This is a genomic window from Streptomyces sp. NPDC059989 (assembly GCF_042736975.1).
Taxonomy (GTDB): Bacteria; Actinomycetota; Actinomycetes; order Streptomycetales; family Streptomycetaceae; genus Streptomyces.
The window spans coordinates 91,286-104,322 of sequence record NZ_JBHWUO010000017.1 but is presented as its reverse complement, the minus strand read 5'-3'; the positions used below and the strand labels follow the sequence as shown (position 1 = coordinate 104,322).

Sequence of the window (13,037 nt, the reverse complement as noted above, 5' to 3'; positions counted from 1 at the left end):
GCACCCACTGACGTCCGCCCCAGGGCCCCCCGAGGATTCGAGCAGTATGACCCAAGACACCGCCGCACGCAGTCGCCGCCGGACCGGAGGCCGCGGGGCACGCCCGCGCAAGCGGCGCGTGCTGAGGATCGTCCTCCTGGTGGTCGCCGTGCTCATCCTCGGCACCGCGGGCGCGGGCTGGTGGGCGTACAGCCACCTCAACGGGAACATCGACAGCGTCGACCTGGACCAGGCGATCGGCGACAACCGCCCGCAGAAGGTCGTCGCCGGAGCGCAGAACATCCTCGTGCTCGGCTCCGACTCCCGCGCCGGTGCCAACGGCGACCTCGACCACGGCGATGTCAGCGGGGCCCGCTCGGACACCGCGATGCTGGTGCACATACCCGAGGGCCGGGCCAAGGCGACCGCGGTGAGCATCCCCCGCGACACCCTGATCACCCGGCCCGAGTGCAAGGGCGCGAACGGCAAGACCGTCGAGTCCGCGAAGCGGGTCATGTTCAACTCCGTCTACTCGCTCGCCGGTCCGGCCTGTGTGGTCAAGACCGTGGAGGGGATGTCCGGCATCCGCGTGGACCACTTCGTCGAGGTGGACTTCGCCGGCTTCAAGGGTCTGGTGGACGCGCTCGGCGGGGTCACCGTCACCCTGGACAAGCCGATGAGCGGCGCGAAGGGCGGCCTCAAGCTGGACGCGGGCGAGCACCGGCTGAACGGCACCGACTCGCTGAAGTTCGTACGGACCCGCTACGGCTACGGGGACGGAAGCGACCTGGGGCGCATCGGACTCCAGCAGCAGTTCATGCTGGCGATGCTGTCCGAGATCAAGAAGCAGGACGCCCTCGGCAACCCGGCGCGGCTCTACAAGCTCGCGGACGCCGGCACCAAGTCGCTGACCACCGACTCCGACCTCGCCTCGCTCACCGCGCTGTCCGACTTCGCGCAGAGCATGAAGGGCGTGGACCCGAGCACGATGGAGACGATCATGCTGCCGGTCGCCTACGACAAGGTCGACCCGAACCGCGTGATCGTGGCCGAGCCGCAGGCGACCCAGCTGTGGGAAGCCCTCCGCAACGACCGGAAGATCCCGGCCTCCGCGAAGGACTCCCCCGCCAAGGGCTGAGCCGGCATCGGCTAGAACTTCGCGTCGCGGCCCACCCGGCCCAGCCGGCTGTGGCTGCGTCCGTACAGGAAGTACACGAAGAAGCCGATCACCATCCAGATCGCGAAGCGCAGCCAGGTCTCGGCCGGCAGGTTCAGCATCAGCCAGACCGAGGCGGCGATCGACAGGATCGGGACGACCGGCACCCACGGGGTCCGGAAGGACCGGTGCAGGTCGGGGCGGGTACGGCGCAGGATGATCACGCCGAGCGCCACGACCACGAAGGCGAAGAGCGTACCGATGTTCACCAGCGTCGCGAGCTCGTTGATGCTGGTGAAGCCGGCGACGATCGCGATGACCACACCGAGCAGGATCGTCGGCCGGTACGGGGTGCGGAACTTCGGGTGCGTCCGCGAGAAGAAGCGCGGCAGCAGGCCGTCGCGGCTCATCGCGAAGAACACGCGGGTCTGGCCCAGCAGCAGGATCATGCACACCGTGGTGAGGCCCACCGCCGCGCCGAAGCTGATGATGCCGCCGTACACGGGATGTCCGGCGGACTTGAAGGCGTCGGCCAGCGGGGCGCTCACCGACAGCTCGGTGTAGTGCTGCATGCCGGTGACCACGAGCGAGACCGCCACGTAGAGCACGGTGCAGATCAGCAGCGAGCCGAGGATGCCGCGCGGCATGTCCCTCTGCGGCAGCTTGGTCTCCTCGGCCGCCGTGGCCACGACGTCGAAGCCGATGAAGGCGAAGAAGACGACGGAGGCCGCGGTGAAGATGCCCATGACGCCGAAGTTCGTGGGCTCGTAGCCGAAGATCAGCTGCACCAGTGGTGCGTCGAGGCCCGCTCCGCCCTCCTGCTTGACCGCCTTGGGGATGAAGGGCTCGTAGTTGCTGCCCTTGATGAAGAACAGGCCCGCGATGATCACGATGAGCACCACCGTGACCTTGATCGCGACGACGATGGCGGTGATCCGCGCGGACAGCTTCACGCCGACCACCAGGATCACGGTCAGCACCAGGACGAGGATGAACGCCAGCAGGTCGAAGGTGCCGCCCGGCACGTCTGGCCCCTGGAGGGAGGCGGGCAGATGGATGCCCGCGTTGTCCATCAGGGAGCGGACGTACCCGGACCAGCCGACGGCGACCACCGCGGTGCCGAGGGCGAATTCCAGTACCAGGTCCCAGCCGATGATCCAGGCCGGCAGCTCGCCGATCGAGGCGTAGGAGAAGGTGTACGCCGAACCGGCGACCGGGACGGTCGAGGCGAACTCGGCGTAGCAGAGAGCGGCGAGGCCGCACACGACACCGGCGGCCACGAAGGCCAGCGCGGTGGCGGGGCCCGCCGTCTCCTTGGCCACCTTGCCGGTGAGGACGAAGATACCGGTGCCGATGATCACACCGACGCCGAAGACGGTCAGGTCCCAGGCGGACAGCGACTTCCGGAGCTGGTGTTCCGGCTCCTCGGTGTCCCGGATGGACTGTTCGACCGACTTGGTGCGGAAGGGACTGTTCAGATCCGTACTCACCAACGCACCTCCGAACAAGGTGACGCACGCGAACGGGCCGGGAGGCCCACCCCTTCCAGGGTGATCTCCCGGCCCGTGACGTGCAACCGCGCGGCGATCTAGTGGCCTGTTCCCGTCCTAGTCGACGGTGGCGGCCGCCTCGCTGTCGTAGCGCCCGTCCAGCTTCGCCACCAGGCCGGTTACGTGGCGGGCGATGTCCGGGGCGGTCAGGCCGATCTCGGCCATGACCTCCTTGCGGGTGGCGTGGTCCAGGAAGCGCTGCGGGATTCCGAAATCGCGCAGCGGCACGTCCACGCCCGCGTCGCGCAGCGCCTGCGCGACGGCCGAGCCGACACCGCCGGCGCGGCTGTTGTCCTCGACGGTGACGACCACGCGGTGGCCGTCGGCGAGCGGGGCCAGCGCCTCGTCCACCGGCTTGACCCAGCGGGGGTCGACGACGGTCGTGGAGATGCCCTGCTTGTCCAGCAGGTCGGCGATCTCCAGGCACATCGGGGCGAGGGCGCCGACCGAGACGAGCAGGACGTCGGGCCGGGCGACCTCGGGGGCCGGGGCGCGCAGCACGTCCATGCCGCCGATCCGGCCGACGGCCGGGACGGCCGGGCCGACGACGCCCTTGGAGAAGCGCACGACGGTCGGCGCGTCCTTGACCAGGACCGCCTCGTTGAGCTGCGCGCGCAGCTGCTCGGCGTCGCGCGGGGCGGCCAGGCGCAGGCCCGGGACGACCTGGAGGATGGACATGTCCCACATGCCGTTGTGGGAGGCGCCGTCCGTACCGGTGACACCGGCCCGGTCCAGGACGAAGGTGACCCCGCACTTGTGCAGGGCGACGTCCATCAGCACCTGGTCGAAGGCGCGGTTGAGGAAGGTGGCGTACACCGCGAAGACCGGGTGGGCGCCGCCGGTCGCCAGGCCCGCCGCCGAGGTGGCGCCGTGCTGCTCGGCGATGCCCACGTCGAAGATCCGGTCCGGGAAGGCGTCCGCGAACTTCTTCAGGCCGACCGGCTGGAGCATGGCCGCGGTGATCGCGACGATGTCCTTGCGCTCCCTGCCGAGCTTGACCATCTCGTCGGCGAAGACGGAGGTCCAGCTGGCGGCGTCGGTGGAGACCGGCAGGCCGGTGTCCGGGTGGATCACGCCGACCGCGTGGAAGCGGTCCGCCTCGTCCTGGACGGCCGGCTCGTAGCCGCGGCCCTTCTGGGTGAGGCAGTGCACGATGACCGGGCCGCTGAAGCGCTTGGCGCGCTGCAGGGCCGACTCCAGGGCCTCGATGTCGTGGCCGTCGATGGGCCCGATGTACTTCAGGCCCAGGTCCTCGAACATGCCCTGCGGGGCGATGAAGTCCTTGAGGCCCTTCTTGGCGCCGTGCAGGGTCTCGTAGAGCGGCTTCCCGACGACCGGGGTGCGCTCCAGCAGGTCCTTGCCGCGGGCCAGGAAGCGCTCGTAGCCGTCCGTGGTGCGCAGGGTGGCCAGGTGGTTCGCGAGGCCGCCGATGGTGGGGCCGTACGAGCGCTCGTTGTCGTTGACGACGATGACGAGGGGGCGGTCCTTGGCGGCGGCGATGTTGTTCAGCGCCTCCCAGGCCATGCCACCGGTCAGCGCGCCGTCGCCGATGACGGCGGCGACGTGGTGGTCCTCGCGGCCGAGCACCTCGTTGGCCTTGGCGATGCCGTCGGCCCAGCCGAGCACGGTGGAGGCGTGCGAGTTCTCGATCACGTCGTGGTCGGACTCGGCGCGCGAGGGGTAGCCGGACAGGCCGCCCTTGGAGCGCAGGTTGCCGAAGTCCTGGCGGCCCGTGAGCAGCTTGTGGACGTAGGCCTGGTGGCCGGTGTCGAAGAGGACCTTGTCCTTGGGCGAGTCGAAGACCCGGTGCAGGGCGATCGTCAGCTCGACCACACCGAGGTTGGGGCCGAGGTGCCCGCCGGTCTTGGAGACGGCGTCGACGAGGAACGACCTGATCTCCGCGGCGAGCTGGTTGAGCTCCTCCTGGCTGAGCCGGTCCAGATCGCGCGGTCCCTTGATGCGGGTCAGCAGCACCCGTGCCTCCTTGCAGTTGCTTGCTGGTCTGTCGAGTCTAATGTTCCGCTCGCGGGTCCGGTCATCCGGCTGTCCCGGGTGAGCCACACCTTTGTCATACATGTACACACCACTACGCGGTCACACATCACATACGGGCGCATACCCGCACAGTTGTACGCACAGGTGTACGCACGGGTGCCCGGCGCCACACGAAGTGGCACCGGGCACTGTGACCGGTCTTACCGCCGGAAGGCCTCCGGGCGCGCGGTCAGGCGCGTCCGGCCGTCTTCTGGGTCTTGCGCGTGATCGAGTCGATCACCACGGTGGCCAGCAGCACCGCTCCGGTGATCATGTACTGGATCGGCGTCGCGATTCCCTCCAGGGCCAGACCGTACTGGATCGAGGTGATGACCATGACGCCGAGGAGGGCGTTCCAGGTCCGGCCCCGGCCGCCGAAGAGGCTGGTGCCGCCGATGACGGCCGCCGCGATGACGTTCATCAGCAGGTCGCCGGCGCCGGCGCTCTGGTTGGCCGCCGCGATCTTGGAGGCCCAGAAGAGCCCGCCGATGGCGGCGAAGGTGCCGGCGATCGCGAAGACCGTGATCCGGACCCGGTTGACGTTGATGCCGGCGCGGCGGGAGGCCTCGACGCTGCCGCCGAGCGCGAAGATCTGGCGGCCGAAGGAGGTGCGGCGCAGGACGAAGTCCGTGCCGACCAGGGCCAGCAGGAAGAGCACCACCGCGAGCGGCAGGCCCTTGTACTGGTTGAACACGATCGCGGGGCCGAAGGTGAACACCGCGAGCAGGCCGGTGCGCAGCAGGATCTCGGCGAGCGGCCGGGAGGGAACCCCGGCGGCCTCGCGGCGGCGCGCGTCGAAGAAGGTGGCGAGGAAGTACCCGGCCACCGCGATCGCGGCCAGCCCGTAGCCGACGGCCACGTCCGAGAAGAAGTACGTGGTCAGCTTGCCGACCACACCGTCGGAGTCGAGGTTGATCGTGCCGTTGCTGCCCAGGATCTGCAGCATCGCGCCGGACCAGAAGAGCAGGCCCGACAGGGTGACGGCGAAGGCGGGGGCGCCGATCCTGGCGAAGAAGAAGCCGTGGATGGAGCCGATCAGGGCGCCGCCTGCGATGGCGGCGAGGATCGCGAGCCATTCGTTCACGCCGTGGGTGACGGCGAGGACGGCGACGATCGCGCCCGAGACACCGCTGACGGAGCCGACCGAGAGGTCGATCTCGCCCAGCAGCAGCACGAAGATGATGCCGACGGCCATCATGCCGGTGGCGGTCATCGTGATCGCGATGTTGCTGAGGTTCTCCGGGGAAAGGAAGTTCGAGTTCAGGCCCTGGAAGATGCTCCAGATGATGATCAGGCCGATGACGACCGGGATGGAGCCCAGGTCGCCCGCCTTCATCCGGCGCCCGAACTCGCTCAGGTAGCCGGCGAGGCCCTCCTCGCGGACGAGGAGGCGGGGGTCCACGGCGGGGATGGCGTCGTGCGCGGCGGCCGGGTTGACCACGTCGGCATGCTCGGTGCGGTTGTCGTCCGACTTGTGCAGCGGGTCGGCGGCTGGGTTCTCGGTGCTCACTTGCGAGCCTCCCCGGTGCGGGCCGCCCGGCGGGTCACGGCGTTGTCCGTGGCTCCCGTGATGGCGGAGATGATCTCTTCCTGCGAGGTGTCGGCGACGTTGAAGACACCGTTGTTGCGGCCCAGCCGCAGGACCGCCACCTTGTCGGCGACGGCCTTCACATCGGCCATGTTGTGGCTGATGAGGATGACGGCGTGGCCGCGCTCGCGCAGCCGCTCCACCAGGTCGAGGACCTGCGCGGTCTGTTCGACGCCGAGGGCGGCGGTGGGCTCGTCGAGGATGACGAGCTGGGGCTCGCCCAGCATGGAGCGGGCGATCGCCACGGTCTGGCGCTGGCCGCCGGAGAGCGAGGCGATGGGGATCCGGACGCTGGGTATCCGGATGGACAGGGTGGTCAGGAGCTCGCGGGCGCGGCGCTCCATCTCCACCTCGTCCAGGATGCCGCGGCGCTTGAGCTCGCGGCCGAGGAAGAGGTTGCCGACGACGTCGATGTTGTCGCACAGCGCCAGGTCCTGGTAGACCGTCGCGATGCCCAGGTTCTGGGCGTCGTGGGGCTTGCCGATGGACACCGGACGCCCCTCCCACTCGATGACGCCGTCATCGATGGGGTGCACGCCGGCGATCGTTTTGACCAGCGTGGACTTGCCGGCGCCGTTGTCACCCACAAGGGCGACCACCTCACCGGAGTGGATCTCGAGTTCTACGTCGGTCAGGGCCTGAACGGCGCCGAACCGCTTCGAGACCCCTCGCAACGCCAGCACGGGCGCAGCGGACACATGAACCATCTCCTTCGCCGCCTGACCGGCGGGGATGTCGTGCAAAAGAGCAGGAGCGGGGCGAATGGGGGAACGTTTCTGCTCGGCGCCCCGCGGTTGGCGGGGGAAGAGGGGGCGGGGCGCCGAGCAGGCACGGGGGCCGTCTCGCAAGGAGGCGGCAGGGGCCGCTACTTCAGGCCCAGGGTGGCGCAGGCGGCCGCGTACTTGTCGGTGCAGATCTCGTCGGCCGTGTAGACGCCGTCCTTGATGACGGTGTCCTTGATGTTGTTCTTGGTGAGCGAGACGACCGGGATCAGCACGGACGCGACGCCCTTGGTGGTCGGGCTGTCGACCTTGGAGGTGGCGACGGCGTCGAGCTTCTCGCCCTTGGCGAGGGCGACGGCCATCTTCGCGGCGGCCTCGGCCTCGGGGGCGTACGGCTTGTAGACGCTCATGAACTGCTCGCCCGCCACGATCCGCTGCACACCGGCGAGTTCGGCGTCCTGGCCGGTGACCGGCGGCAGGGGGGAGACGCCGGCCGCCTTGAGGGCGGTGATGATGCCGCCGGCCATGCCGTCGTTGGCGGAGTAGACGCCGATGACCTTGTCCTTGCCGAGCGCGGAGAGCGCGGCCGCCATGTTGGTGTTGGCGTTCTCCGGCTTCCACTCGACGGTGTCGTACTCCTTGCCGATGTTCACCTTGCCGTCGAGGACGGAGTGCGCACCGGACTTGAAGAGCTTGGCGTTCGGGTCGGTGACCGAACCGTTCATCATGACGATCTGGCCGTCCTTGGCCTTGTCGCCCAGCGCCTCCAGCAGCGCCTTGCCCTGGACCTTGCCGACCTCTTCGTTGTCGAAGGAGGTGTAGGCGTCGATCGGGCCCTCGGCCAGGCGGTCGTAGGCGACGACCGGAATGCCGGCCTCCTTGGCCTTCTTGACCGAGCCGGCGATGGCCTTGGAGTCCACGGCGTCCACGATCAGGACGTTCACCTTGTTGGTGATCATCGTGTCGACCTGCGAGTTCTGCGTGGTCGCGTCCTGCTTGGCGTTGGCGTAGACGACCTGGCCCTTGCCGCCGGTGAGTTCGGCGACCTTCTTCTCGATGAGCGGCTTGTCGAACTTCTCGTAACGCGCGGTCTGGTTCTCCGGCAGCAGCAGGCCGACCTTGATCGCGTCGCCCGCGGCGGCGCCGGATTCCTTCGGCTTCTCGCCGGCCTCCTTGGCGCTGCCACAGGCGGCGAGGGAAACGGCCATGGCGCCGGCGGCGACGGCTACGGCGGCTCTACGCATACGAGTGTTCATTTCTTGAACCTCCCTGACGAGGCCGCAACGCTGCGGCCGAGGTGGATGTGAGTCAACCCCGGCCGCGTTTTGCCGTCAAGGAGTGAATCCTTAACGAGATGACAACGGTGCCATCTGTTATCTACCTGAAGGCAAGACGGCGGGAGCTCGCACTCCACTTCCATGGTCCGACAAAAGCGTCGAATCGCCCATCTCGCTGAGTACGAGCGCCAGGGCGCCCAGCACCTCGGCCCTCCCGCCCAGCGAGCCCGTGAGCACCGACAATTGGCGGGCCGCGCTCGGAATCGCGTACCTCCCCACTGATTCACGGATGGGGGCCAGGACCAGTTCACCGGCGTCCGCCAGGGAGCCGCCCAGGACCACCCGGCTCGGGTTCAGGAGGTTGCAGAGGCTGGCCACGCCGCTGCCGATGTGGCGGCCCACGTCCGTGATCACCCGGCGGCAGCCCGGGTCCCCGCCGCGGGCCAGTTCGACCACCCGCTCCATCGTCAACTCCGGTCCGTGCGTGCCCTGGAGCAGCGGCAGGACGTACCGGGCCGCGGCGAAGGTCTCCAGGCAGCCGCGGTTGCCACAGCGGCAGACCGGGCCGGATTCGTCCAGCGTGATGTGCCCGATCTCGCCCGCGGTGCCGCCCGGCCCGCGGTAGATCCGACCGTTGATCACCAGCCCGGCGCCGACGCCGCTGGCCACCTTGATGTACGCCAGGTCTTTCACTCCCCGGCCGCTCCCCCAAACGAGTTCACCGAGGGCTCCGAGGTTCGCGTCGTTGTCGACGTAGACCGGCACCCCGAGGCGCTGCGAGAGCTCCTGGCGGGGGTTGATGCCCGCCCACCCCGGCAGGATCGCGGTCGAGCCCAGGGTCCCGGACTCCACGTCGATCGGGCCGGGGACGCCGAGCCCGACGCCGATGACCTTCTCCAGCCCCACCCCGATGCCCGCGATCAGGCGCCCGACCAGGGCTTCCGCCCGGTTGAAGCCGTCCGCCCAGGAGGCGTCCACATCCAGCGGCTCGGCCTCCTCGGCCAGCACCTGGTGGGCGAGGTTGCCGACCGCCACCCGCAGGTGGGTGTGGCCGAAGTCGACGCCGATGACGATGCCGGCGTCACCGCTGAGCGAGACGCTGCGCGCCCGCCGGCCGCCCGCCGAGGTGTCGGTGACCTCGACGGTCCCGCTCTCCTTGAGCTCGCGGACGATGTTGGAGACCGTGGCCGCCGACAGTCCGGTGGTGCGGGCGATCTCCGCCTGCGTCAGCGAACCCGCGAGGCGCACCGCCCGCACGACCCGTTCGAGATTCGCGCGATGCAGCGAGGACTGCGATCCGGGAGTCTGCACGACTCATCCACTCCTGCCCATAAGCGACGGCTGGCCGTCGCCCCCCGGCCGGGACGTCGCGGCTTCGCGCTCCGAGACCCCGGCGTCTCTCCAACTTGTGAACCTTAAGTCGAGCCTTTGTCCCTCCACACGTCAAGAGGCTGAGGCAGCACGAAACGGCCACTATCGGCCAAAAGGGGGAGGGGACGGTCGCCGAGATCGTGTTACGGTCGCTGAGGCGCCGATCCTCTGCGGCCTTTCCGGCCGGACCGGGCGCCCTGTAATGACGGCGCTACGCAAGGAGGTGTTCGGGATGAGTCCCGATCGAAGTCTTTGCAGCGCCCTCGTCGGCTGACCTGTAACCGGGCCGACCCTTCTCCGAGTGCGCACGGCCGCGGCACACCGCTGTCTCCGCGCGCCCTCTCCTTCTTTCCCCTTTCCTTCCGCATGACCTGACCCCGTCGTCGGGCCTGCGTCATCCATGTCCATCGGCGTGCCCGCCGGTCCTTCGGGGCCGCTCCGCGCCGACCCATGATCACTCCACGTGACCGCTCGGCTCCGTGCCGTCCGGACACCGTGGAGGGAGGTATTCGTCATGACCATGCTCACCCCTCGTACCCCCACCAAGCTCGCGCCGCCGGGCCGGACCCGCCGCGAGCGCAAGGCCGCCGAGCTGGAGTCCCGTACCCGCGTCGTCGGCGAGCGCCTCGCCGAGACCAGCGCCCGCCCCGGCACCCGGGTCCTGCAGGACGTGGACTCCTCGCTGGGCGGCCTCACCCACGGCGAGGCGGCGCTGCGCCTGGAGCGGCACGGCCGCAACGTCGTCGCCCAGGAGCGCGCCCCGCTCTGGTTCGTCCAGCTGGGGAAGGCGTACTGGAACCCCTTCATCGGCGTCCTGGTCTTCCTGGCCGCCGTCATGTACTGGCAGGACCCCGAGGACCCGGGCGTCATCATCCTCTCCGTGATGGTGGGGATCAGCGGGCTGCTGCGCTTCTGGCAGGAGTTCCGCTCCGGCCGCGCCGCCGACGCGCTGAAGAAGCTGGTCACCACCACCTGCGCGGTGCAGCGCCGGGCCGGTACCGGCTCCGGGCCCACCACCTTCGAAGTGCCCATGGACCAGGTGGTCCCGGGCGACCTGGTCAAGCTGGCCGCCGGCGACCTGATCCCGGCGGACCTGCGGCTCGTCACCTCCAAGGACCTGATGGTCGGCCAGGCGGCGCTCTCCGGCGAGTCCCTGCCGGTCGCCAAGGCCGACACGCGCAGCGAGGACCTCGGCCGGCACGAGACGACCGACCCGGTCGAGGCCGACAACCTGGTCCTGATGGGGACGTCGGTCACCTCCGGCACCGCCACCGGAGTCGTCGTCGCCACCGGCGCCGACACCTACTTCGGCTCCATGGCCGGCTCGCTGGTCGGCGAGCGCCCGCAGACCAACTTCGACAACGGCGTGCGCAAGGTCAGCTTCCTGCTGATCCGCTTCATGCTGGTCATGGTCCCGGTCGTCTTCATGATCAACGGGTTCACCAAGGGCGACTGGAACGAAGCCTTCCTCTTCGGCATCGCCGTCGCGGTCGGCCTGACCCCCGAGATGCTCCCGATGGTCGTCTCCGCCAACCTGGCGCGCGGCGCGGTCGCCATGTCCAAGCGCAAGGTGGTCGTCAAGCGGCTCAACGCCATCCAGAACCTGGGCGCGATGGACGTGCTCTGCACGGACAAGACCGGCACCCTCACCGAGGACCGGATCGTCCTGGACCGCTACCTGGACGTGCACGGCAACGACGACAACGAGGTCCTGGAATACGGCTACCTCAACTCGCACTTCCAGACCGGTCTGAAGAACCTGATGGACCAGGCGGTCATCGACCGCGTCAACGAGGCCGAGGAGGTTGTCGTCGACGCACGGTTCTCGATGGTCGACGAGATCCCCTTCGACTTCGCCCGGCGCCGCATGTCCGTCGTCCTCAACCGCAACTCCCTCGTCGGCGACCTCGGCCGCTCCGAGCACGTCATGATCACCAAGGGCGCGGTCGAGGAGGTCCTGGACCTCTGCACCCACATGACGGACCGCGGCGAGAAGGTCGAACTGACCGAGCAGCTGCGGTGGCACGTCACCCGCATCGCCGAGGACAACAACCGCAAGGGCCTGCGGGTCCTGGCCGTCGCCACCCGTACGATCGCCACCCCCCGCGACACCTACACGGTCGCCGACGAGGACCAGCTGACCCTGATCGGCTTCCTCGCCTTCCTCGACCCGCCGAAGGCCGACGCCGCCCGGGCCCTGCAGGGCCTGGCCGACAAGGGCATCGCGGTCAAGGTGGTCACCGGCGACAACGACCTCGTCGCCGCCCGGGTCTGCGCGGACGTCGGCATCGACGTCGGGCACGTGGTGCTCGGCTCCGAGATCGACACCCTCGACGACGCGGCGCTGCGCGCGCTGGCCGCCCGTACGACCGTCTTCGCCAAGGTCAACCCGGTGCAGAAGGCCCGGATCGTGCGGGCCCTGCAGGCCGACGGACACACCGTCGGGTTCCTCGGGGACGGCATCAACGACGCGGCGGCGCTGCGCGACGCCGACGTCGGCATCTCGGTCGACACCGCCGTGGACATCGCCAAGGAGTCGGCGGACATCATCTTGCTGGAGAAGGACCTGACCGTCCTGGAGCAGGGCGTGATCCAGGGCCGGACCACCTTCGGCAACACGATGAAGTACATCAAGATGACGGCGTCGTCGAACTTCGGCAACGTCTTCTCGGTCCTGGTGGCGAGCGCGTTCATCCCCTTCCAGCCGATGCTCGCGATCATGCTGCTGGTCCAGAACCTGGTCTACGACATCTCGCAGCTGGCGACCCCGTGGGACCGGATGGACGAGGAGTACCTGCGCAAGCCCCGCAACTGGGACGCCAAGGGCATCTTCCGCTTCATGGTCACCATCGGCCCGGTCAGCTCGATCTTCGACATCTCGATGTTCCTGATCATGTGGAACGTCTTCGCCGCCAACACCGAGGCGAGCCAGTCGCTCTTCCAGTCCGGCTGGTTCATCGAGGGCCTGCTCTCGCAGACCCTGATCGTCCACATGATCCGTACCCGGAAGATCCCCTTCATCCAGTCCCGCGCCTCCTGGCCGGTGATGGTGATGACGATCCTCGCGGTACTGACCGGCCTGTGGCTGCCGTTCTCCCCGCTGGCCGCGTCGCTGGGCTTCGTCGCCCTGCCCGCGAGCTACTTCCCGTGGCTGATCGGCGTACTGCTCGCCTACTGCACGCTCACCCAGTTCGTGAAGACCTGGTACATCCGCAAGTTCAACACCTGGCTCTAAGCGGCCCTCTGCGGCACGGCGGGCGTGGTGGGGGCCAACGTACTGCTCCGCCCTCTGGGTCGGCGCCTGGACCGGGAGCCGCGCGGCGGGGACGAGGCTGAGGCCGAATGACGGTGTCCGACCAG

8 protein-coding genes are annotated in these 13,037 nt (G+C 69.1%); 2 read left to right on the top strand and 6 right to left on the bottom strand.

Annotated elements, in window-relative coordinates; translation table 11 throughout:
• Nucleotides 1–46 precede the first annotated feature (46 nt).
• Nucleotides 47–1,117, top strand: coding sequence for an LCP family protein (locus tag ACFWBN_RS17595; protein WP_385177477.1), 1,071 nt, complete (start codon nt 47–49; stop codon nt 1,115–1,117).
• An 11-nt stretch (nt 1,118–1,128) separates the two neighbouring features.
• On the opposite strand, the gene ACFWBN_RS17590 is transcribed toward ACFWBN_RS17595, so the two are convergent.
• From ACFWBN_RS17590 to ACFWBN_RS17565, 6 genes are all read right to left on the bottom strand, one after another.
• Nucleotides 1,129–2,625 carry an amino acid permease gene (locus ACFWBN_RS17590; protein WP_385177475.1) on the bottom strand — a complete coding sequence of 499 codons (1,497 nt, stop codon included), beginning with the start codon at nt 2,623–2,625 and terminating at the stop codon, nt 1,129–1,131.
• Nucleotides 2,626–2,742: 117 nt separating this feature from the next.
• Nucleotides 2,743–4,659, bottom strand: a complete 1,917-nt coding sequence (dxs, locus tag ACFWBN_RS17585; RefSeq protein WP_385177473.1) for a 1-deoxy-D-xylulose-5-phosphate synthase — start codon at nt 4,657–4,659, stop codon at nt 2,743–2,745.
• A gap of 250 nt (nt 4,660–4,909) precedes the next feature.
• Nucleotides 4,910–6,199, bottom strand: coding sequence for a sugar ABC transporter permease (locus ACFWBN_RS17580; protein WP_385177604.1), 1,290 nt, complete (start codon nt 6,197–6,199; stop codon nt 4,910–4,912).
• 26 nt (nt 6,200–6,225) lie between these two features.
• Nucleotides 6,226–7,014, bottom strand: a complete 789-nt coding sequence (locus ACFWBN_RS17575) for an ATP-binding cassette domain-containing protein (RefSeq protein ID WP_383800412.1) — start codon at nt 7,012–7,014, stop codon at nt 6,226–6,228.
• Nucleotides 7,015–7,172: 158 nt separating this feature from the next.
• The gene (locus ACFWBN_RS17570; RefSeq protein ID WP_385177602.1) at nt 7,173–8,273 is read right to left on the bottom strand and encodes a sugar ABC transporter substrate-binding protein; all 1,101 of its coding nucleotides are present in this window, start codon (nt 8,271–8,273) and stop codon (nt 7,173–7,175) included.
• Nucleotides 8,274–8,402: 129 nt separating this feature from the next.
• Nucleotides 8,403–9,617, bottom strand: a complete 1,215-nt coding sequence (locus ACFWBN_RS17565; RefSeq protein WP_385177470.1) for an ROK family protein — start codon at nt 9,615–9,617, stop codon at nt 8,403–8,405.
• Nucleotides 9,618–10,191: 574 nt separating this feature from the next.
• Here ACFWBN_RS17565 and mgtA point away from each other — a divergent pair.
• On the top strand, nt 10,192–12,912 hold the full coding sequence (mgtA, locus tag ACFWBN_RS17560) for a magnesium-translocating P-type ATPase (RefSeq protein WP_385177468.1): 2,721 nt from the start codon (nt 10,192–10,194) through the stop codon (nt 12,910–12,912).
• Nucleotides 12,913–13,037 lie beyond the last annotated feature (125 nt).